This is a genomic window from Streptomyces sp. NPDC101227, from assembly GCF_044767545.1.
Classification (GTDB): Bacteria; Actinomycetota; Actinomycetes; order Streptomycetales; family Streptomycetaceae; genus Streptomyces.
Map to the genome: position 1 here is coordinate 139,300 of NZ_JBIWOD010000017.1, position 21,223 is coordinate 160,522.

Consider the following 21,223-nt stretch of genomic DNA (forward strand, 5'->3'; position numbering starts at 1 on the left):
GCATTCGGAATGAAGAGTCCCGGATCTTCCTTTCTGTCCATCCTTGGCCCCACGGTCTACAGGCCCGTGCAACAAGGAGTGTTCGGTGGACAAGCAGGACGGCAGAGCGGCCGGTGAGCCCGGCGACGTACGGTGCGACGACGACCCCTGGTACGACGACGACCCCTGGTGCGACGCGCACGCCGACCGGTGGGGCGGGCTGGACAACGGCGCGACCGGCGAACGGTGCGCGCCGGACCTTGTGCGGACACCCGCGCCGGTACCGGAGCCGCGGCCCGCGACCCACGACGAGGTCTACCTGGCGGTGCAGCGAAGTGGCGCTTTCCAGGAGGTACGACGCCGCTACCGGCGCTTCGTCGTTCCCGCCACGGCCCTCTTCCTGGCCTGGTACCTCGCCTACGTGATCGCGGCCACCGCCGCACCAGGCCTGATGGCGCACCGCGTCGCCGGCGCGCTCAACGTCGCGATGCTCGCCGGACTCGGGCAGTTCGCCACGACCTTCCTGCTCACCTGGGCCTACGCGCGGCACGCCAGGCTGTGCCGGGACAGCGCGGCGCTCGACATCCGCTGGGAGACCCAGGAACTGACCGGAAGGAACGCCCGTTGACCGGCGACCACCAGACCCTGGCGCTGGCCCTGTTCAGCGTGTTCATCGCCGTCACCCTGGCGATCACCACATGGGCGAGCCGCCGCAGGCACGGCTCCGCCGAGGAGTTCTACGCCGGCGGCAGGCTCTTCTCGCCCATGGAGAACGGTTTCGCCATCGCGGGGGACTACATGTCCGCCGCGTCCTTCCTCGGCGTTTCGGGACTGATCGCCCTCTTCGGCTACGACGGCCTGCTCTACTGCGTCGGCTTCCTCGTCGCCTGGCTCGTCGTCCTCTTCCTGGTCGCCGAACTGGTCCGCAACTGCGGCAGGTTCACCCTCGCCGATGTCCTCGCCGCCCGAATGCGCGAACGCCCCGTCCGTATCGCGTCCGGCGCCGCCTCCGTCACCGTTTCCGTGCTCTACCTCGTGGCCCAGATGGTGGGCGCCGGCAGCCTCGTAGCGCTGCTTCTCGACGGGGCGGGCGCACAGGCCCGTACCTGGACGGTGATCGGCGTCGGCGCATTGATGGTCGTCTATGTCGCCTTCGGAGGCATGCGGGCCACGACATGGATCCAGATCGTCAAAGCCGTGCTCCTCCTTGGAGGTGCCATCGCACTGACCGCTCTGGTGGTGGCACGCTTTCACGGGGACATCAACGGGCTGCTCAACACCGCCGCCGAACGCAGCGGCCACGGAAGTGACTTCCTCGCACCGGGACTCAAGTACGGCGACGACTGGACATCCCGGCTCGACTTCATCAGCCTCGGCCTCGCACTCGTCCTCGGGACCGCAGGGCTGCCGCACATCCTGGCCCGCTTCTACACCGTCCCCACGGCGCGCTCCGCCCGCCGCTCCGCCGTCTGGTCCATCGGCCTGATCGGCGGCTTCTACCTGATGACCATCGTGCTGGGATTCGGGGCCGCCGCGGTGCTCGGCAGCGACGCCGTCCGCGCGTCCAACAAGGCAGGTAACACCGCGGTTCCGCTGCTCGCCCTGCAACTGGGCGGCGGCGCCGGTTCGACTGGAGGAACGGTTCTCTTCGCGATCGTGGCCGCCGTCGCCTTCGCCACGATCCTCGCCGTCGTCGCCGGCGTCACCCTCGCCTCGTCCGCCTCCGTCGCCCACGACCTGTACGCCTCGCTACGGCGCTCGCGAAGCGCGACGCGGGGCGGCCAGCGGAGCGAGGTGGCCGTGGCGCGTATCGCGGCGGTGGGCGTCGGCGCCGTCGCCATCGGCCTCGCGCTGCTGGCCCAGGGCCTGAACATCGCCTTCCTGGTGGGCCTGGCGTTCGCCGTCGCGGCGTCGGCCAACTTGCCCGTTCTGCTCTACACGCTCTTCTGGCGCAGCTTCACCACCCGTGGCGCCGTCTGGTCGGTCTATGGCGGCCTGATCCCGGCACTCACCCTGGTCGTGCTCTCACCGGTGGTGTCCGGTGCTCCGGAGTCACTCTTCCCAGGTCTGGACTTCGCCTACTTCCCACTGGAGAACCCAGGTGTCGTATCGATCCCCCTCGGCTTCCTCATGGGCTGGCTGGGAACGGCGCTCTCCCCGGAGACAGCCGACAAAGCCCGTCACGCGGAGACGGAGGTCCGGGCGCTCACCGGGGCGGGGGCCGTCTAGGGCACTCGTGCGGCAGGCCTGCGCCGTACGGTGACGCCGGCTCGTTCTCCGCGTGCCGAGCCCTAGACCCACTCGTAACGGTGCTCGGGGCGGCCGGTCTCGCCGTACCTGAGGGTGAGGCGGACCCGGCCGGTGCGTTCCAGGAGCTTGAGGTACCGCTGGGCGGTCTGCCGGCTCAGCCCCGCCTGGGAGGCGACGTCCTGCGCGGACAGCGGGGCGTCCGCGGAGCGCAGCACCGAGCGCACACGGTCGGCGGTGGCGGTGGAGTGGCCCTTGGGCAGCTCGGTGCTGCCCGCACCGGCAGCCCCTAGAGCACCGAAGATTCGGTCGACTTCGGACTGTTCCGCCTGGCCGCCGCTCTCGAAGGTACGGTGCAGCGCCGCGTATCCCTCCAGCTTGGAGCGCAGGCCGGCGAAGGTGAACGGCTTGACCAGGTACTGCAGCGCGCCATGGCGCATGGCGGCCTGCACGGTCGCGATGTCACGGGCCGCAGTCACCATGATCACGTCGGTGAGCAGACCCCGCCGCCGCAGATCGGCCACCAGCTGGAGGCCCGTCTCATCGGGGAGGTAGTGGTCCAGGAGGATCAAGTCAACGGGGTGTGTGTCGAGGGCGGCCAGCGCCTCGGCGGCGGAGTGGGCCAAGCAGCTGACGCGGAAGCCCGCGATCTTGGCGACATACGCGGCATTGATCTCCGCGACCCGCATGTCGTCGTCCACGACCAATACGTCGATCATCGGCCCGCTCCCGTGGTGTCCGCCGCATCATCGGCGCTCGCCGGCTGCTGAGAGCCATTGGTGCTGCCGGGCTTCGCGGAGACAGCGTCGTCCGTACGCCTTTCGCGACGCGAGGCTTCATGCGTCGACTCCGGAGGCTTTTCGGACAGCGCATCGGGCAGCGTCACCGTGAAGACCGCCCCACCTCCGACGCGTTCGCCGACCGAGACGCTGCCGCCATAGCGCTCTGCGAGGCGGCGAACGAGCGCCAGACCGATGCCGCGCTGCCCATGCGCCGGTGGTTCCTTGGTCGTCCAGCCCTCGGTGAAGATCTGCGCGCGACGGGCCTCGGGCACGCCGGGGCCGTTGTCGCAGACCTGGACGACGGCGGTCCGGCCGTCCACGTGGACCTCCACCTCCACCCGCGCGTCCCGCCGGCCCGCCGTGGCGTCCAGGGCGTTGTCGACGAGGTTGCCCAGGACAGTGACCAAGCCGTGCGGGTCGACCAGGCGGTCGGGCAGAAACGTGGTGGGGGAGAGGTGCAACGAGGCGCCGCGCTCGGTGGCCACTGTGGCCTTGCCCACCAGGAGCGCGGCCAGCAGCGGATCGCGAATGTGCTCGGTGACCTGCTCTGCGGTCGCCCGGTGCACGCCCACGGCTTCCGTCACGAAATCCACGGCCTCCTCGTACAGCCCGAGTTCGAGCAGCCCTAGGAGTGTGTGCAGCCGGTTGGCGTGCTCGTGGTCCTGGGCGCGGAGAGCATCGATCAGACCGCGGGTGCCGTCCAGTTCCCGGCCCAGTCGCTCCAGTTCGGTGCGGTCACGCAAGGTGACCACGGCGCCCCCGTCATCGGTGGGCATGCGATTCGCCACCAGGACACGCTGCCCGCTGACGGCGAGCAGATCGGCACCAGAGACCCGGCCGGCAAGGACGTCGGCCGTGCGGCCCGGTGGCAGGCTCTCGTCCAAGGGGCGTCCGGTGTCTGTGGCATGCAGGTCGAGGAGGCGCTGCGCCTCATCGTTCATGAGGCGGATCCGGCCGCGCTTGTCCAGCGCGAGGAACCCTTCACGGATGCCGTGCAGCATCGCCTCACGTTCCGTGAGCAGTGCGGAGATGTCCGAGAAGGCCAGGTCGTGGGTACGTCGCTGCAGGCGGCGGGCGACGAGATAGGCGGCGAGCGCGCCCGCGGCGAGGGCTCCGCCCGCGTAGGCGAGCAGCTCGGGCACGGTGGAGAGCAGCCGCTCCTGCACGCTCTCGTACGAGATGCCGACCGATACGGCCCCGATGACCTTGCCGTCCTTGTTGCGCAGCGGCACCTTGCCACGGGCGGACCGACCGAGCGTGCCCTCGTCGATCTGCATGACCTGCTTGCCGGCGAGCACGGTGCTCGGGTCGGTGGAGACGTGGTGGCCGATCTCGTCCGGGTCAGGGTGAGACCAGCGCACCCCGCGCTGGTCCATGATCACGACGTACTCGGCGCCAGTGGCGGCGCGAATCCGCTCGGCCTCATCCTGGACCGGGCCTTGCTGCGTCGGGCGGGAGGACTTCAGGGCGTCGTCGAGGCGCGGCTCGGCGGCGGTGGTCTGGGCGATGGCCAGTGCGCGGCGCATCGCCTGATCGTCGAGTTCGGCGCTGAGCGGGGCGAGGAACAGGCCGGTCGCGAGCGCTGTGACACCGCTGGCGATGGCCAGCTGCATCAGCAGTACCTGGGAGAAGACACGGCGCGGCCAGCCCAGACGCAGCCTGGTGGCGCGTGGCCGGCCGACCGGGGACGCGCCTTTCGCGGCCGACGGCTTGCTGCGGCGTCGTTCAGCGCTGCCCGCGACCCTCAGGGAGGCCTCGGCGCGCGGCACGTGGCCCGAGGGCCGTGCGGCGCTCGGGCGTGAGGCCGGTTCGTCCTTCTCGCCCATACGAACGAACAGTAAGCGCGGAGGAGACCGGGTCGGTAATCCCTCCCATGCCGGATGCGGACGGTGGTCGGGGAGCGACTCCCATGCACCCCGGGGCTCCGGGGGCGATGTTACGCAGAGTTATCCACAGGCCTTTCGGTGGCGAATTGTGTGCGCATAGCCTCGCAGCGTGAAGTTGCAGGGGCTCGTACCGTCCGGCAATCGCAGCGCGCTGCAGAGAGTGCGAGGCCGAGAGCGGGGCGTGCGGAATACGCGGAGAGGGAGCGGCCATGTGGTCGATGCGGGATCGGGGCGGAGAGCGACGAAGCACGGTATCAAAGGGGGCGCGGCGCCCGATCACCGTGGTGGAAGTAGTGAGACCGGTGCTGGGCAGTCTGGCGCTGGCGGTCACGCTCGGGGTGGCGTTGGGGCTGGTGCTGACGCGCAGCACGGCACAGAGCATCGCGGGGCCACCCACAGAGAAACGCTGCCGTAGGTGTCGCCCGGCGAGCGGGAAGCAGGAGCGGTCGGCGGCGTCAGGAGACCGGAAGGAGGAGCGAGGGGCAGCGCGGCGTAGCGGCGCCGCCCGAGACGGCGGTGATGGAGGTGACCGTCATACGCGCCGGTGGACCGAGCGGCGCACCACAACTAGCGGGCGCCGGAGCACCGTCGGTCCGCTGTTCAACGGCAACACGCCAGGCGCGGCCGTCGGTGTGCGCGACGGAAACGGACCAGGCGGTGGTGCTTCCCGGGAGCGGCCCACCCACGGGCGCCCGGTCGTCGGCCCGCCCCGGTTCGGGCCTCACCGTGTCGGTCCGTACGACGTCGAGTGCGTCCGCCCGCTCCTCCCCGATCAGCTCGCGAACCGCCAGGTCAGCGGCCTGCGCCGGCCGGTCCCACGCGGAACGGCCGCGGCAGTGGTCGAACGTGATCCGTCCATTGCGCGCCGCCTCCACGGCGTCCTTGACGAGATCAGCCGACGCCCGCCCGTAGGCGTAGCCGTACGGGAGCACGAAGAGCGTGGGGGAGAAACGGTGGCCTCCGATGTGGGTGACCTCCCAGGTCTCGGTGCCGCTGGCGGAGAGCTCGGCGGCCAGAGGCCGACCGAGAACGGCGCAGCAACGGTCCCGCTTGCCGTTGGTGCAGACGAGGACCAGAGGGTCACCGGTGTACGGCTCCCAGAGGCCTCGGTGGTCCCCGGCGCCCAGCGCCGCAAAGTCCAGCCCGAGGGCGGCACTAGGGTCGCTGAGGGTGGTGGTGCGGATCCAGGAGCGGCCCGGCGCGGTGTGCGCGACGAACAGTCGGCGTCGGGGGACGCCGTGGCGGTCGGCATGCCGTCCGGGCCGACGGATCAGGGCGACGCGTACGGCCGTACCGTCTGTCGCGGCCTCGAGGGCTCTGCCGAGGTGCGGATCGAGGTGGCTGTCCGTCAGCGCATGGGCACCCCAGGGACCGGTCTGCTCGATGAGCAGCCAGGTGCGGGCGGTCGCCGCGGTCCCGGCGACGGGTTCGGCCGTTTCGCGGGAAGCGGTAGCACAGAAGCTCACGAAGGTAAGCCTAACCTGATCCGCTGTGGTGGTTCCTCGCCGGCCGGTGTCCCCCTCTGCCCGCCGATCCTGAAGCAGGCCGGGGATCCGGAGATCATCCGGCCGGCGGCCCGGTATGTGGGCCCGCCCGCGCCCGCAGTTGCTGCCCGCGGCCGCGCCAGACGCCCGGCGGCGGGACGCAAGGGTGGCCCGGCCGCGCGCCGACGGCGAGGCCGCCGTGGCCGGGGGAGCGTCAGCGGGGGTCCGTTACGATCGACAGCTCGTCCGCCGCCATCCCGTGCGGCTCGCCACCCGCACCATGGAGGCGCCCCACCTTGGCCATGCAACAGATTCCGGTCGTCGTACTCGCGGGCTTCCTCGGGTCGGGCAAGACGACCCTCCTCAACCACCTGCTCGGCGCCGGTGCCGGAACCCGCATCGGTGCCATCGTCAATGACTTCGGCAGCATCGAGATCGATGCGATGACCGTGGCCGGGCAGGTCGACTCGATGGTCTCGCTCGGCAACGGCTGTCTCTGCTGCGCGGTCGACACCAGCGAACTCGACACCTACCTGGAGCGGCTGGCCCGCCCGGCCGCCCGTATTGACGTGATCGTCATCGAGGCCAGTGGGCTGGCCGAGCCCGAGGAACTCATCCGGATGATCCTCGCCAGCGAGACCGACCGGATCGTCTACGGCGGGCTGGTGGAGGTCGTCGACGCCGCGGAGTTCGCGGAAACCCGTAGCCGGCACCCCGAACTTGACCGGCATGTGGGCATCGCCGATCTTGTGGTGCTCAATAAGGCGGACCGGATCGGGGACGCGGCGCGTCAGGAGCTCATGGACACGTTGGGGTATCTCGCGCCGGGCAGGCCCGTGGTCTGTACGGCCTACGGGCGCATCGACCCGGAGCTGTTCTTCGACCGGGGCGCAGGCGAGGACCTCGACGCGGCGGTCAGGCAGTTGTCCTTCGAGGATCTGCTTCGCGACAGCGGTGTGGATGCGGCTGCCGACCCCGGCCACCCGCCCGACGAGCACCAAGGCCATGACCACGGTCCCAGTGAGCCCTGTGCTCACCTCCACACCGCCTATCAAAGTGTGGAGTTCACCTCAGCCGAGCCGATGAATCCGCGTCGGCTTATGGACTTCCTTGACAGTCGGCCCACCGGCCTTTACCGCATCAAGGGCTTCGTCCACTTCGATGTCCCGGGCAGCCGGCAGAAGTTCAGCGTGCACGCTGTGGGCGACTTTCTGCGCTTCTACCCTTCGCCTTGGGGGCGTGACGAAGAGCGCAGCACCCAACTCGTCCTGATCGGCAGCGGGATCGACGCGGCGGCTCTGCGGAAAGAGCTGACAACGTGCCGCGACGACACTCCGGCGGAAACCTCCGAGCACAGCATGTGGGGCGTCCTGCGCTACGTGGCCTCCCGCGAGGAGTAGCCACCGGTCAGGGCTTGCAGACCGCAGCCGCAGCACACCCCCGGCCCCCGCGGACTCCTGAACAGCGCTCGCCCCGCCCATCGCTCGCCCCGCCCACGCCGCGAACCGGCCGGTCCCCAAGGACCGGCCGGCCGCTCGGCGACGCTCCGCCTACGACGACCCCGCCTACTACACCGACCCCGCCTACACGGGCCCCGCCAGTGCCCCCACCGGCTTGGTCAGCGGGACGCCCGAGCCGTCCCGGCGCGGATCCACCTCCGGCAGCTCCACCGGCGCGCCCTTGGCGTCCGCCGCCCGCACCGGCGCGGCTCCGGCCCACGCCATGGTCAGGCAGTCCTCCCCCTTGAGGAACCGCTGACAGCGCACACCGCCGGTCGCCCGGCCCTTGCGCGGATACTGGTCGAACGGCGTGAGCTTGGCCGTGGCCACCGAGTCGTCCAGGGTGCCGTGCGAGCCGGCGACCGTGAACACCATGGCCTCGGCGGCCGGATCGACCGCGGTGAACGCGATCACCTTCGCGCCCTCGCCCAGCTTGATGCCCGCCATGCCGCCCGCGGGCCGACCCTGTGGCCGTACCTGCGAGGCCGGATAGCGCAGCAGCTGCGCCTCGCTGGAGATGAAGACCAGGTCCTCGTCACCGGTTCGCAGCTCCACCGCGCCCACGATGCGGTCGCCGTCCTTGAGGGTGATGACCTCCAACTCGTCCTTATTGGACGGGTAGTCGGGCACCACGCGCTTGACGATCCCCTGCTCCGTGCCGAGCGCCAGGCCGGGCGAGGACTCGTCCAGCGTGGTGAGGCAGATCAGTTCCTCGCCCTCCTCGAGGGTGAGGAACTCCGAGATCTGCGCGCCACCGGACAGGCTGGGCGCCGCAGCGGTGTCCGGGAGCTGCGGCAGGTCGATCACGGGGATGCGCAGCAGTCGCCCGGTGGACGTCACCGCGCCGACCTCGCCGCGGGTCGTGGCCGGCACCGCCGAGACGATCGCGTCGTGCTTGACCCGCTTGGCCTCCGCGTCGAACGGCACCTCCCCGGTGGCCGTACGCGCCAGCAGCCCCGTCGAGGACAGCAGCACCCGGCACGGGTCGTCGGACACCTGCAGCGGCACCGCGCCGACGGCGGGTCCCGCCGACTCCAGCAGGACCGTGCGCCGGTCCGTGCCGTACTTCTTGGCGACCGCGGCCAGCTCGCCGGAGACCAGCTTGCGCAGCTCGGCGTCCGACTCGAGGATCTGCGTCAGCTTCTCGATCTCCTCCTGGAGCCGGTCGCGCTCCGACTCCAGCTCGATGCGGTCGAACTTCGTCAGCCGGCGCAGCGGGGTGTCGAGGATGTACTGCGTCTGGATGTCGCTCAAGGAGAATCGTTCGATCAGCCGCTCCTTGGCCTGGGCGCTGTTGTCGCTGGAGCGGATGAGGCGGATGACCTCATCGATGTCCACCAGCGCCGTCAGCAGGCCCTCGACCAGGTGGAGCCGGTCGCGCCGCTTGCTGCGCCGGAACTCGCTGCGCCGCCGCACCACGTTGAAGCGGTGGTCGACATAGACCTCCAGCAGCTCCTTGAGGCCCAGCGTCAGCGGCTGGCCGTCCACCAGTGCGACGTTGTTGATGCCGAAGGACTCCTCCATCGGCGTGAGCTTGTAGAGCTGCTCGAGAACGGCTTCGGGGTTGAAGCCGTTCTTGACCTCGATCACCAGCCGGAGACCGTGCTGGCGGTCCGTGAGGTCCTTCACATCCGCGATGCCCTGCAGCTTCTTCGAGCCGACCAGGTCCTTGATCTTGGAGATGACCTTCTCGGGGCCGACGGTGAAGGGGAGTTCGGTGACGATCAGACCCTTGCGGCGTGCCGTGACGGTCTCGATCGTGACCGTGGCACGGATCTTGAAGGTGCCGCGGCCCTTCTCGTACGCATCCCGCACGCCTCCCAGGCCTACGATCCGGCCACCGGTGGGCAGATCGGGGCCCGGAACGAAGCGCATCAGGGTGTCGAGATCGGCGTTCGGATGCTTGATCAGATGGCGGGCCGCGGCGATCACCTCGCCGAGGTTGTGCGGCGGCATGTTCGTCGCCATCCCGACGGCGATGCCGGACGTGCCGTTGACCAGGAGGTTCGGGTACGCGGCGGGGAGGGCGACCGGCTCTTGTTCCTGGCCGTCGTAGTTCGGCGCGAAGTCGACGGTGTCCTCGTCGATGGACTCCGTCATCAGGGACGTCGCCGAGGCCATCCGGCACTCGGTGTAACGCATCGCGGCCGGCGGGTCGTCATTGCCCAGCGAACCGAAGTTGCCGTGGCCGTCCACCAGCGGCAGCCGCATCGAGAACGGCTGCGCCATGCGCACCAGCGCGTCGTAGATGGACGCGTCGCCGTGCGGGTGGAGCTTACCCATCACCTCGCCGACGACCCGGGCGCACTTGACGTACGAGCGTTCGGGCCGCAGGCCCATCTCGTTCATCTGGTACAGGATGCGGCGGTGCACGGGCTTGAGGCCGTCGCGGGCGTCCGGCAGGGCGCGGGAGTAGATGACCGAATACGCGTACTCAAGGAAGGAACCCTGCATCTCGTCGACGACGTCGATGTCGAGGATCCTCTCCTCGAAGTCGTCCGGCGGCGGGGTCTTCGTGCTGCGGCGGGCCATCGCGGCTGCGGCTCCTTCTGCTGCGTCTACTGCCGATGTGGGATCAACATGCTCGGGTCGGTCAACACTGCCGGGCGGACCGCAATTGCCGGTCGCCCGTCTGGCGGGCCGGTCGGCCGGCGGATCGATCACTCATCGGATCGATCAGCCGGCGGATCACCCCGTGAGTCTGCCTGAGTCTGACGCGGACCATTGTGGACCGCCCCACTGACAACGCCGACCGCGACTCCCCTTTCGGCGTCTCGGGGCCGCCGCGCAGGCCCTCCGTACGGGTCCGCTCGTCCGGGAACTTCGCCAGATGTCGGCGCGGTTGCATACAGTGACAGAACTTCCTCGCAAGCGGATCGAAGGGACGTACATGCCCATGGGTCACACGGCCACAGAACAAGCCGGCTCCGGCGGCCTGACAGCGACCGAGCACCGGCTGCCCAACGGCCTGCGCGTGGTGCTCTCCGAAGACCACCTGACCCCCGTCGCAGCGGTGTGCCTCTGGTACGACGTCGGCTCCCGCCACGAGGTCAAGGGCCGTACGGGCCTGGCTCACCTCTTCGAGCACCTTATGTTCCAGGGTTCCGCGCAGGTGAACGGCAATGGCCACTTCGAGCTCGTCCAGGGCGCCGGCGGATCGCTGAACGGCACCACGAGCTTCGAGCGCACCAACTACTTCGAGACCATGCCCGCCCACGAGCTGGAGCTCGCGCTCTGGCTCGAGGCGGACCGGATGGGCTCGCTGCTGACCGCGCTCGACGACGAGTCCATGGAGAACCAGCGCGACGTCGTCAAGAACGAACGCCGCCAGCGCTACGACAACGTCCCCTACGGCACGGCCTTCGAGAAGCTGACGGCCATGGCGTACCCGGAGGGACACCCGTACCACCACACCCCCATCGGGTCGATGGCCGATCTGGACGCGGCCTCTCTGGAGGACGCGCGGGAGTTCTTCCGTACGTACTACGCGCCCAACAACGCCGTCCTGTCGATCGTCGGGGACATCGACTCCGAGCAGACGCTGGCCTGGGTGGAGAAGTACTTCGGTTCGATCCCCTCGCACAATGGCAAACAGCCGCCGCGCGACGGTTCGCTGCCCGAGGTCATGGGCGGCGAGCTGCGCGAGGTCGTCGAGGAGGAAGTGCCCTCCCGCGCCCTGATGGCGGCCTACCGGCTGCCGCACGACGGCACCCGTGAGGCGGATGCCGCGGACCTCGCGCTGACGGTCCTGGGCGGCGGCGAGTCCTCCCGGCTCTACAACCGCCTGGTGCGCCGCGACCGCACCGCCGTCGCGGCCGGTTTCGGCATGCTGCGGCTGGCCGGTGCGCCCTCGCTGGGCTGGCTGGACGTGAAGACGTCGGGCGGCGTGGAGGTCCCCGCCATCGAGAGCGCCGTCGACGAGGAGCTGGCCCGCTTCGCCGCCGAGGGGCCGAGCCCCGAGGAGATGGAGCGCGCGCAGGCCCAGTTGGAGCGCGAATGGCTGGACCGCCTGGCCACGGTCAGTGGCCGCGCCGACGAACTGTGCCGCTTCGCCGTCCTGTTCGGCGATCCGCAGCTCGCGCTGACCGCCGTCCGGCGCGTCCTGGACGTCACCCCCAAGGAGGTGCAGGCGGTCGCCAAGGCCCGGCTGCGCCCCGACAACCGCGCGGTGCTCGTGTACGAGCCCACGGAGCCGACCGCCCCGGCCGACCCGGCCGCCGACACCGAGAAGGAGGAGGCGGACCGGTGAGCGACTCCACCACCCGCGCAGATTCCGCCGCGACCACCATGGACTTCCACCCCCAGCCCAAGGGCGGCGCGCCCAAGCCGTGGGCCTTCCCGGCCCCCGAGCGCTCTCAACTGGCCAACGGGCTCACCCTGCTGACCAGCCACCGCCCCGGCCAGCAGGTCGTTGCCGTCGAGATCAACCTCGTCGCCCCTCTGGAGGCCGAGCCCCAGGGCCTGGACGGAGTCGCCACGATCATGTCGCGCGCCCTGTCCGAGGGCACCGACAAGCACGACGCCGAGGAGTTCGCCGCCGAGCTGGAGCGCTGCGGCGCCACCCTGGACGCGCACGCCGACCACCCCGGCCTGCGGGTCTCCCTCGAGGTGCCGGTGTCCCGGCTGCATCGCGCGCTCGGCCTGCTCGCCGACGCGCTGCGTGCCCCCGCCTTCGCGGAAAGCGAGGTCGAGCGGCTGGTACGCAACCGCCTCGACGAGATCCCGCACGAGCTCGCCAACCCGGCGCGCCGGGCCGCGGTGGCGCTGTCCAAGGAGCTGTTCCCGGCCACGTCCCGGATGTCGCGGCCCCGCCAGGGCACCGAGGAGACCGTCGAGCGCATCGACGCCCCGGCCGTCCGCGCCTTCTACGACGCCCATGTGCGGCCCGCCACGGCCACGGCCGTCATCGTCGGCGACCTCACCGGCGTCGACCTGGACGCGGCGCTCGCCGACACTCTGGGCGCCTGGCGCGGCTCCACCACCGAGCCGCTGAAGCCCTCGGCGATCACCGCCGACGACACCGGCCGCGTGGTCATCGTCGACCGCCCCGGAGCCGTCCAGACGCAGCTGCTGATCGGCCGTATCGGCGCCGACCGGCACGACCGGGTCTGGCCCGCGCAGGTGCTCGGCACGTACTGCCTGGGCGGCACCCTCACCTCCCGGCTGGACCGGGTGCTGCGCGAGGAGAAGGGCTACACCTACGGGGTGCGTGCCTTCGGCCAGGTGCTGCGCTCCTCCGCGGACGGCAGCGGCGCCGCCATGCTCGCCATCAGCGGGTCGGTGGACACCGCCTCCACCGGGCCGGCGCTGCAGGATCTGTGGCAGGTGCTGCGCACCCTCGCGGCAGAGGGGCTGACGGACACCGAGCGGGATGTGGCCGTGCAGAACCTCGTCGGGGTCGCGCCGCTGAAGTACGAGACCGCGGCGGCCGTCGCGGGCACCCTCGCCGACCAGGTGGAGCAGCACCTCCCGGACGACTTCCAGGCACAGTTGTACGCCCGGCTCGCGGAGACCGGGACGGTCGAGGCGACCGCGGCCGCCGTCAGCGCGTTCCCCGTGGACCGCCTGGTGACGATCCTGGTAGGTGACGCCGCGCAGATCGCGGAGCCCGTCAGGAAACTGGGCATCGGCGAGGTGACGGTCGTCAGCGGCTGAGACCCACTGCCTGACAAACCGTCAGGGACCGGCCGGGTGACGAGACGGCCATCGATCGACGCAACGGCTCCCGTGGTGCACGACCGCCACGGGAGCCGTCGTATGTCCGGAATATTGCGTCTGATTGCCCGGTGTCCTTGTGGCGTACGGCACAAAGGGCAGGTTCTGTTTGCCGATTGAAAGATGTCCCGATTAGCGTCGGTCCGACTGTTCGTCACAGGTCCGCCACAACAGTGGCACCGGACAGTCATCGCCGAGTCCCCGTACGGCGCGAGCCAGGGGAGCCGGGGACCCACATGTCCCCTGGGGTGAATCGGGCCCCTCTTCGGAGGAGCCCGTAGGAGACCTTCCTGCTCCGAACCCGTCAGCTAACCCGGTAGGCGAGAAGGAAGGAAAGGACAAGCCACCAGATGGCGTTCACCCGTGCCACCGGGAAGCATCGTCGTGCCAGCCGCACGGCCCGTACGACCCGCAAGATCGCCGGGATGGCCACCCTCGCGGCCACCGGCGTCGTCGCCTCCGTCGCCTCGCCGGCGCTGGCCGCCAGCGGTGAGATGCACACCGAGGACACCGGCCTGCAGCAGGCCGTCGTGATGGGCGACGAGCTCGCCAGCCGCGTCGAGGCCCAGGCCGACGCGCAGCAGACGGCCGCCGAGGCCGCCGCAGTGCAGGCGAAGGCCGAGGCCGCGGCGAAGAAGGCGGCCGACGAGGCCCAGCGGCTCGCCGAGGCCGCCAAGAAGAAGGCCGAGGCGAAGGCCAAGGCGGAGCGGGAGGCCAAGGAGCGCGCGGCCCGCGAGGCGGAGCGCAAGCGGCTCAACGCCTTCGTCGCCCCGATAGCCGGCTCCTACATCTCCACCGGCTACAAGGCCTCCAGCAGCCTGTGGTCCTCCGGCAGTCACACCGGCATCGACTTCCACGCCGCCACCGGCACCTCCGTCCACGCCGTCGGCTCGGGCACCGTCGTGGAGGCCGGCTGGGGCGGCTCGTACGGCAACAACATCGTGATCAAGATGCACGACGGGACGTACACCCAGTACGGCCACCTGTCGTCCATCGGGGTCTCGGTCGGCCAGACCGTCACCCCCGGTCAGCAGATAGGCCTCTCCGGCGCCACCGGCAACGTCACCGGGCCGCACCTCCACTTCGAGGCCCGCACGGGCCCCGACTACGGTTCGGACATCGACCCGATCGCGTATCTGCGCTCGCACGGCGTCGGCGTCTGACACCCCGCGTGTCCTGGTGGAGCCCCGGCCGTCGGCCGGGGCTTCCGCGTATCCGGCGGTCGGCCGCCGCCGGCCGTCCGGGCACCTGGCCAAAAAATATCGCCGAATTCCCGGAGCCCGTCGGAAAAGTCGTCCCGGTCGAATAGAGTCACGGAAAACCCGCCGATCGGCGGCGTTTCCCGGGAATTACGGCGGAGGCACGGACGATGCGAGGCCATCTTTCCGCGCATGCGGTGTGCACGGCGATTCGCGATGACATTGTTTCCGGCGCGCTCGCGCCGGGGAGCCGGCTGATCGAGGAAATTCTCGCGGCCCGCTACGGCGTCTCCAGAGTCCCGGTCCGCGAGGCGCTGCGCACCCTGGAGTCCGAGGGATTTGTCACCACCCGCCAGCATGCGGGCGCCTGCGTCGCCGAGCCCACCGAGCAGGAAGCGGCCGATCTGCTGGACATCCGCGCCCTGTTGGAGCCGCTGGGCGCCGCCCGTGCCGCCGTCCGCCGCAGCCCCGCCCACCTGAAGGTGCTGCGCGGCCTCGTACGGCTCGGCCGCGAGCGGGCCCGGCACGGTCACCCCGCGGACGTGCGCCAACTGGACGGCTGGTTCCACGAGACGCTCGCCCAGGCGGTGGGCAGCCCCAGTCTGACGGCGCTGCTCACGCAGCTACGGCGCAAGATCGAGTGGATGTACGCCGTGGAACTCCCCGCGCGGGCCACCGACTCGTGGGAGGAACACGGCGCGGTGCTGGACGCGGTGGCCAGGGGCGATGCGGAGCGGGCCCGCGCCCTGATGGCGACTCATATCGAACGCTCCCTTCCGGTGTACCGGCTGCGGACTGCCGCAGCCGCGGTGAGGGATGCGAAACGGCCCGTCAACACGGCGCGTGCCCGTAATTAACATGAGGTCTGTATACAAAGGGGTGCGGGATTTTCCGCGGGGTGCGTAATGGTGCCCGTTATTCGTGATGCCGGTATTTCCGCGCTGCGCGTCCGCCCGGATAATCGGCGATCCCTGATTTCGGTATGCCCGTACGGTGAATCGGTTTCAGCGACTGCATGCAATTCCGTCCCGCGGTTGATCCATGCCCGCTGCCCACGCCCTCGCCGTCAATAAAACGACCCCGCGGCGGCAACCGTTTCGGGTCGCCGCCGCGGGGTCGCGGGCAGAGAAAGCAAAAGGATCCCGAAGGACTCGACTCAGACAGTCTCGGGGAGCTCTTCCAGGCCCTCGGAGACGAGCTTCGCCAGGCGGTCGAGCGCGGCCTCGGCGCCCTCGGCGTCGGAGGCCAGCACGATCTCCTCGCCACCCTGGGCGCCCAGGCCCAGCACGGCGAGCATGGAGGCCGCGTTGACGGGGTTGCCATCGGCCTTGGCGATCGTCATCGGGATGCCGGCCGCGGTGGCCGCACGGACGAAGATCGAGGCGGGGCGGGCGTGCAGGCCCTCTGCCCAGCCGACATTGACGCGGCGCTCAGCCATGGTGATGCCCTTCAAGTCACGTGACAGTTGTCTAGACCAGTCTCTCACGCTGCCGGAGTGCTCCGGCAGCGCTCCGGCAACGCTCCGTTGAAACCGAGCGTACGCATGCCGAGCCGGTTGTCAGTGCCCCGCCGTACGCTTATCCGCATGCAGACGCAGCCGGATCACGCGTACCCGACCCACTGGGAAGCCGACGTGGTGCTGCGCGACGGTGGCACGGCGCAGATCCGCCCCATCACCCCCGACGACGCCGAGCGGCTGGTCTCGTTCTACGAGCAGGTTTCGGACGAGTCGAAGTACTACCGCTTCTTCGCGCCCTACCCGCGTCTGTCCGACCGTGACGTCCACCGTTTCACCCACCACGACTACGTCGACCGCGTCGGCCTCGCCGCCACGGTGGGCGGCGAGTTCATCGCCACCGTCCGCTATGACCGGATCAACGACCAGGGGCTGCCCGCCAAGGACCCCGAGGACGACCAGGCCGAGGTCGCCTTCCTGGTCCAGGACGCCCATCAGGGCCGCGGTGTCGCCTCCGCCCTCCTGGAGCACGTCGCGGCGGTGGCCCGTGAGCGCGGCATCCGCCGGTTCGCGGCCGAGGTGCTGCCCGCGAACTCCAAGATGATCAAGGTGTTCACGGACGCCGGCTACACCCAGAAGCGCACCTTCGAGGACGGCGTGGTCCGGCTGGAATTCGACCTGGAGCCGACCGAGCAGTCCATGGCCGTGATGCGCGGCCGGGAGCAGCGCGCCGAGGCCCGCTCCGTCCAACGGCTGCTCGCCCCGGGCTCGGTCGCCGTCATCGGAGTGGGCCGCGCCCCCGGAGGCGTCGGCCGCTCCACCCTGCGCAACCTCCTCGACTCCGGCTTCACCGGCCGCGCCCACGCCGTCAACCACGCCTTCCCCGAGGGCATGGACCGCCTCGACCCCGAAGGCGTCCCCGCCGTCCGCTCGCTGCGCGAGATCCCCGACCCGGTCGACCTGGCGGTCATCGCCGTGCCCGCCGACCATGTCCCCGAGGTCGTCCGCGACTGCGGCGAACACGGAGTCCAGGGCGTGCTGATCCTGTCCTCGGGATACGCCGAAGCGGGTCCCGAAGGCCGCGAGCGGCAGCGGGCCCTGCTCCGCCAGGCCCGCTCGTACGGCATGCGGCTCATTGGGCCCAACGCCTTCGGCATGATCAACACAGCCCCGGCCGTCCGGCTGAACGCCTCCCTGGCGCCACAGATGCCCGGCGCGGGCCACATCGGTCTGTTCACCCAGTCCGGGGCGATCGGCATCGCCCTGCTCAGCGGGCTGCACGCACGCGGCCCCGGTGACGGCGGCATCGCCGGCATCTCGTCCTTCGTCTCGGCCGGCAACCGCGCCGACGTCTCCGGAAACGACCTCCTCCAGTACTGGTACGACGACCCGGACACCGACGTGGTGATCCTCTATCTGGAGTCCATCGGCAATCCCCGCAAGTTCGCCCGGCTCGCCCGCCGTACGGCCGCCGTCAAGCCGGTCGTGGTCGCCAAGGGCGCCCGGCACAACGGCACCGCCCCGCTGGGCCACGCCGTTCCCACGGTCCGGATCCCCGACAGCACCGTCGCCGCCCTGATGCGGCAGGCCGGTGTCATCCGCGTCGATACGATCACCGAGCTGATCGACGCCGGGCTGCTGCTCGCCTCCCAGCCGCTGCCCACCGGGCCCCGCATCGCGATCCTGGGCAATTCCGAATCGCTCGCGCTGCTCGCCTACGACGCCTGCCTGACCGAAGGCCTGCGCCCGCTGCGGCCGCATGTGCTGGCCCCCACGGCGACACCGGACGACTTCCGGGCCGCGCTGGCCCAGTCGCTCGCGGGCGACGGCTGCGATGCCGTCGTCGTGACGGCCATCCCCTGGGTGGGCGAAGGGGAAGGCGCCGTTCCGGGCGCGAGCGAGGGCACGGCCCTGGCCGCCGCCCTGCGCACCGCCGCCGCGGCCGACCCCGCCAAGCCCGTGACGGTCGTCCACCTGGCGATGAACGACCTGGCCGAGACGCTGGCCGCCCCGGGAGAGGCACCCGGGCCGCCGCCCTCGCCCCGGGACGAGACGCCGGCCCCCTCCAGCTCCCCGGCGCCGCCCCATCCGGGCGCCCCCGTCCAGGCGCCGCCCCAGCCCACATACCCCCCGCGCCCCCCGTACCCGCCCTCCTCCGGCCCACGGCCGCCCCAGGAAACGGCGCCCCCGCCCCCGGCCCCGCTCCGCCGCCGCCCCGCCCCCGTCCGTATCCCCGCCTACCCCGCCGCCGAGCGGGCCGTCCGGGCGCTCGCCGAGGCCGTCCGCTACGCCGCCTGGCGCCGCGAAGCCGCCGAGCCCGGCCGGGTGCCCGAGTACGACGACATCCAGGAGACGGCCGCCGGAGCCGATATCGACCGGCTCCTCGACCGCCTCGGCCCCGGCCCCGGCCGCTCCGCCCCACTGCCGGCGCCCGACGCCGAGGCCCTGCTCGCCCGCTACGGCATCCCCACCCGCCCCTCCCTGCCCGCCCCCGACCCCGACACCGCCCTCCGCGCCGCCGCCCGGCTCGGCTACCCGGTCGCCCTCAAGACCACCGCCCCCCATCTGCGACACCGCGCCGACCTCGGCGGCGTCCGTCTGGACATCGCGGGCGAACGCGAACTACGCCGCACCTATGCCGAATTGACCGACTTCCTCGGCTCGCCCGAAGAGCTGCGCCCGGTCGTCCAGGCGATGGTGCCGCGCGGCGTCGACACGGTCGTCCGCGCCGCCATCGACCCGGCCGCCGGCGCCGTCCTCTCCTTCGGGCTGGCCGGTGCCCCCTCCCAGCTGCTCGGCGACATCTCGCACCGGCTGATTCCGGCCACCGACCGCGATGTCGCCGACCAGATCCGGTCGATCCGCGCCGCCCCGCTGCTGTTCGGCTGGCGCGGCTCACAGCCCGTGGACACCACCGCCCTCGCCGAGCTCCTGCTGCGCGTCTCCCGGCTGGTCGATGATCACCCCGAGGTCGTCGGCGTCGACCTCGAGCCGGTCGTCGTCGCACCGCACGGTCTCTCCGTCCTGGGAGCCGCCGTCCGCCTGGCCCGGCCCCCCGCCACCACCGACCTCGGCCCCCGCCGCCTGCCCGTCTACTGAGGCTCTCGCGCCCCGGTACGCCCCGTAAGATGGACCCCATGGCTAAGACCGGTACGACGACCCAGGGGCTGCGCGCCGCGATCGAGCGCAGTGGCTATTACCCGACGCTCGTGGCCGAGGCGGTGCAGGCCGCGGTGGGCGGCGAACCGGTCGTGTCGTACCTCGTGCACCAGGAAACGACCTTCGATGCCAACGAGGTCCGCCGCCATGTCACGGTCCTGGTCCTGACCGGCACCCGCTTCATCGTCAGCCACACCGACGAGCAGGCTGCCGACGCCACCAGCCCCTCGCCGTACGCCACCACCTCGACCGAGTCCGTGAAGCTCGGCCGGATCTCGTCGGTGGTGCTCAGCCGCGTGGTCGCCAACCCCGAGTCGTACACCCCCGGCCAGCTGCCCCGCGAGGTCGTCCTCACCATCGGCTGGGGCGCCGTCGCCCGCCTGGACCTGGAGCCCGCCAGTTGCGGCGACCCCAACTGCGAGGCGGACCACGGCTATACGGGTTCCTCGACCGCCGATGATCTCTCGCTGCGGGTCAGCGAGGCCGGCGACGGCCCGGACTCGGTCCGCGAGACGCTGACCTTCGCCCAGGCGCTCTCCGAGGCCACCGCGGCCACCACCAGCTCCCGCTGATGGTCCACACCGCCCCCGCCTGGCCCGAACCGGCACCTCTCGACCCGCTCACCGCCCCGGTGCCGCAGTACGGCACGGGCTCGCTCGCCGATCTGCTGCCCACCATCACGGCGGGCCAGGGGCTGCGGGAGCTCGCCACCGGGATGGAACTGGCCCCCGCCGACCGCGCCTGCGTCTTCCTCATCGACGGTCTCGGCTGGGAACTGCTGCGCGCCCATCCGGAGGAGGCGCCGTTCCTCACCTCCCTCCTGGGCAGCTCGTTCAACGGCACCGGCCGCCCGCTCACCGCCGGCTTCCCCGCCACCACCGCCACGTCCCTCGCCTCGGTCGGTACGGGTCTGCCCCCGGGCGTCCACGGCCTGGCCGGCTACACCTGCGAGGATCCGGACACCGGTGCGCTGATGAACCAGCTGCGCTGGCGCCCGTGGACCGACCCGCACGTCTGGCAGCCCCATCCGACCGTCTTCCAGCTGGCCGACGCCGCGGGCATCCACACCTGCCAGGTCTCCGCGCCGGACTTCGAGCACACCCCGCTCACGAAGGTGGCGCTCAGCGGCGGCACGTTCCACGGCCGGCTCTCCGCCGAGGAGCGGATGGACCTCGCCGCCGAACAGCTCGCCGCCGGCGACCGCTCGCTGGTCTACACGTACTACTCCGAGGTCGACGGCAAGGGACACCGCTACGGCGTCGACTCCGACGCCTGGCGCGGCCAGTTGATGTACGTCGACCGGCTCGCGCAGCGACTGGCCGAGCAGCTCCCGCCGCGCTCCGCCCTCTACATCACCGCCGATCACGGCATGATCGATATCCCCTTCGGCCCCGAGTACCGGATCGATTTCGACGAGGACTGGGAACTGAGCGCCGGCGTACGCCTGTTGGGCGGCGAGGGACGGGCCCGTCATGTGTACGCGCAACCCGGCGCGTCCGGCGATGTCCTCGCCATCTGGCGCGAGGTGGTCGGCGAGCAGATGTGGGTCGCCAGCCGCGAAGAGGCCATCGCCGCCGGGTGGTTCGGCCCGCGTGTCGACGACCGGGTGCGCGGCCGGATCGGTGATGTGGTGGCGGTGGCGCACGCCGACATGGCGATCATCGCCTCCGAACGCGAGCGGGGCGAGTCGGCGATGGTCGGGCTGCACGGCTCGATGACCCCGGCGGAGCAACTGGTGCCACTCCTGGAAGTCCGTACCTGACCGTCCCCGGCCCCTTCCGCCCCTCCCTCCCCACGAGCCCGAAAGGCCCGCTACC

The 21,223-nt window shown here is 71.1% G+C and carries 15 protein-coding genes and 1 riboswitch; of the genes, 10 read left to right on the forward strand and 5 right to left on the reverse strand.

Annotation, left to right across the window (positions count from 1 at the left end; translation table 11 throughout):
- Nucleotides 1–85: 85 nt before the first annotated feature.
- The gene (locus ACIRPT_RS31810) at nucleotides 86–607 is read left to right on the forward strand and encodes a DUF485 domain-containing protein (protein WP_403833399.1); all 522 of its coding nucleotides are present in this window, start codon (nucleotides 86–88) and stop codon (nucleotides 605–607) included.
- Entirely contained in the window at nucleotides 604–2,208 is a 1,605-nt protein-coding gene (locus ACIRPT_RS31815; RefSeq protein ID WP_403833401.1) for a cation acetate symporter, read from the forward strand. The genes ACIRPT_RS31810 and ACIRPT_RS31815 overlap by 4 nt, the downstream gene beginning before the upstream one ends.
- A gap of 62 nt (nucleotides 2,209–2,270) precedes the next feature.
- Here ACIRPT_RS31815 and ACIRPT_RS31820 read toward each other — a convergent pair whose 3' ends face one another.
- The 3 genes from ACIRPT_RS31820 to ACIRPT_RS31830 all read right to left on the reverse strand — a co-directional run bounded on the left by ACIRPT_RS31820 (nucleotide 2,271) and on the right by ACIRPT_RS31830 (nucleotide 6,360).
- The gene (locus ACIRPT_RS31820) at nucleotides 2,271–2,945 is read right to left on the reverse strand and encodes a response regulator (protein WP_403833403.1); all 675 of its coding nucleotides are present in this window, start codon (nucleotides 2,943–2,945) and stop codon (nucleotides 2,271–2,273) included.
- Entirely contained in the window at nucleotides 2,942–4,621 is a 1,680-nt protein-coding gene (locus ACIRPT_RS31825) for an ATP-binding protein (RefSeq protein ID WP_403833502.1), read from the reverse strand. Before ACIRPT_RS31825 ends, ACIRPT_RS31820 begins: the two co-directional genes overlap by 4 nt.
- A 728-nt stretch (nucleotides 4,622–5,349) precedes the next feature.
- Nucleotides 5,350–6,360 (reverse strand): sucrase ferredoxin, encoded by a 1,011-nt coding sequence (locus tag ACIRPT_RS31830; RefSeq protein WP_403833406.1) that lies wholly within the window; start codon nucleotides 6,358–6,360, stop codon nucleotides 5,350–5,352.
- A 314-nt stretch (nucleotides 6,361–6,674) separates the two neighbouring features.
- On the opposite strand from ACIRPT_RS31830, the gene ACIRPT_RS31835 reads away from it, so the two are divergent.
- The gene (locus tag ACIRPT_RS31835) at nucleotides 6,675–7,778 is read left to right on the forward strand and encodes a CobW family GTP-binding protein (RefSeq protein ID WP_403833409.1); all 1,104 of its coding nucleotides are present in this window, start codon (nucleotides 6,675–6,677) and stop codon (nucleotides 7,776–7,778) included.
- A gap of 183 nt (nucleotides 7,779–7,961) precedes the next feature.
- Here ACIRPT_RS31835 and ACIRPT_RS31840 read toward each other — a convergent pair whose 3' ends face one another.
- Entirely contained in the window at nucleotides 7,962–10,409 is a 2,448-nt protein-coding gene (locus ACIRPT_RS31840) for a DNA topoisomerase (ATP-hydrolyzing) subunit A (RefSeq protein ID WP_403833411.1), read from the reverse strand.
- Between the two features lie 364 nt (nucleotides 10,410–10,773).
- On the opposite strand from ACIRPT_RS31840, the gene ACIRPT_RS31845 reads away from it, so the two are divergent.
- The 4 genes from ACIRPT_RS31845 (at nucleotide 10,774) to ACIRPT_RS31860 (ending at nucleotide 15,648) form a co-directional block, all read left to right on the forward strand.
- Nucleotides 10,774–12,126, forward strand: coding sequence for a M16 family metallopeptidase (locus ACIRPT_RS31845; RefSeq protein ID WP_403833505.1), 1,353 nt, complete (start codon nucleotides 10,774–10,776; stop codon nucleotides 12,124–12,126).
- A 38-nt stretch (nucleotides 12,127–12,164) separates the two neighbouring features.
- Entirely contained in the window at nucleotides 12,165–13,532 is a 1,368-nt protein-coding gene (locus tag ACIRPT_RS31850) for a M16 family metallopeptidase (RefSeq protein WP_403833508.1), read from the forward strand.
- 241 nt (nucleotides 13,533–13,773) lie between these two features.
- Nucleotides 13,774–13,930, forward strand: a riboswitch (cyclic di-AMP (ydaO/yuaA leader).
- 12 nt (nucleotides 13,931–13,942) lie between these two features.
- A complete protein-coding gene (locus ACIRPT_RS31855) occupies nucleotides 13,943–14,755 on the forward strand; it encodes a M23 family metallopeptidase (RefSeq protein ID WP_403833414.1) in 813 nt (270 codons plus the stop codon).
- A 206-nt stretch (nucleotides 14,756–14,961) separates the two neighbouring features.
- On the forward strand, nucleotides 14,962–15,648 hold the full coding sequence (locus ACIRPT_RS31860) for a GntR family transcriptional regulator (RefSeq protein ID WP_403833416.1): 687 nt from the start codon (nucleotides 14,962–14,964) through the stop codon (nucleotides 15,646–15,648).
- 299 nt (nucleotides 15,649–15,947) lie between these two features.
- On the opposite strand, the gene ACIRPT_RS31865 is transcribed toward ACIRPT_RS31860, so the two are convergent.
- On the reverse strand, nucleotides 15,948–16,229 hold the full coding sequence (locus tag ACIRPT_RS31865) for an HPr family phosphocarrier protein (RefSeq protein ID WP_400071853.1): 282 nt from the start codon (nucleotides 16,227–16,229) through the stop codon (nucleotides 15,948–15,950).
- A 147-nt stretch (nucleotides 16,230–16,376) separates the two neighbouring features.
- Between ACIRPT_RS31865 and ACIRPT_RS31870 the strand changes: the two genes are divergently transcribed.
- The 3 genes from ACIRPT_RS31870 to ACIRPT_RS31880 are packed head-to-tail and all read left to right on the forward strand — an operon-like array spanning nucleotide 16,377 to nucleotide 21,168.
- Nucleotides 16,377–19,346 carry a GNAT family N-acetyltransferase gene (locus tag ACIRPT_RS31870; protein ID WP_403833418.1) on the forward strand — a complete coding sequence of 990 codons (2,970 nt, stop codon included), beginning with the start codon at nucleotides 16,377–16,379 and terminating at the stop codon, nucleotides 19,344–19,346.
- Between the two features lie 38 nt (nucleotides 19,347–19,384).
- Entirely contained in the window at nucleotides 19,385–19,978 is a 594-nt protein-coding gene (locus ACIRPT_RS31875) for a DUF5998 family protein (RefSeq protein WP_403833420.1), read from the forward strand.
- Nucleotides 19,978–21,168, forward strand: a complete 1,191-nt coding sequence (locus ACIRPT_RS31880; protein WP_403833422.1) for an alkaline phosphatase family protein — start codon at nucleotides 19,978–19,980, stop codon at nucleotides 21,166–21,168. Before ACIRPT_RS31875 ends, ACIRPT_RS31880 begins: the two co-directional genes overlap by 1 nt.
- Nucleotides 21,169–21,223 lie beyond the last annotated feature (55 nt).

Bases quoted from the DNA above. Each gene is read 5' to 3' on its own strand.
- ACIRPT_RS31845 (WP_403833505.1), top strand. From the start codon at position 10,774: ATGGGTCACACGGCCACAGAACAAGCCGGCTCCGGCGGCCTGACAGCG.
- ACIRPT_RS31850 (WP_403833508.1), top strand. From the start codon at position 12,165: ATGGACTTCCACCCCCAGCCCAAGGGCGGCGCGCCCAAGCCGTGGGCC.
- ACIRPT_RS31870 (WP_403833418.1), top strand. From the start codon at position 16,377: ATGCAGACGCAGCCGGATCACGCGTACCCGACCCACTGGGAAGCCGAC.
- ACIRPT_RS31865 (WP_400071853.1), bottom strand. From the start codon at position 16,229: ATGGCTGAGCGCCGCGTCAATGTCGGCTGGGCAGAGGGCCTGCACGCC.
- ACIRPT_RS31880 (WP_403833422.1), top strand. From the start codon at position 19,978: ATGGTCCACACCGCCCCCGCCTGGCCCGAACCGGCACCTCTCGACCCG.
- ACIRPT_RS31855 (WP_403833414.1), top strand. From the start codon at position 13,943: ATGGCGTTCACCCGTGCCACCGGGAAGCATCGTCGTGCCAGCCGCACG.
- ACIRPT_RS31875 (WP_403833420.1), top strand. From the start codon at position 19,385: ATGGCTAAGACCGGTACGACGACCCAGGGGCTGCGCGCCGCGATCGAG.
- ACIRPT_RS31840 (WP_403833411.1), bottom strand. From the start codon at position 10,409: ATGGCCCGCCGCAGCACGAAGACCCCGCCGCCGGACGACTTCGAGGAG.
- ACIRPT_RS31860 (WP_403833416.1), top strand. From the start codon at position 14,962: ATGCGAGGCCATCTTTCCGCGCATGCGGTGTGCACGGCGATTCGCGAT.
- ACIRPT_RS31820 (WP_403833403.1), bottom strand. From the start codon at position 2,945: ATGATCGACGTATTGGTCGTGGACGACGACATGCGGGTCGCGGAGATC.
- ACIRPT_RS31825 (WP_403833502.1), bottom strand. From the start codon at position 4,621: ATGCAGCTGGCCATCGCCAGCGGTGTCACAGCGCTCGCGACCGGCCTG.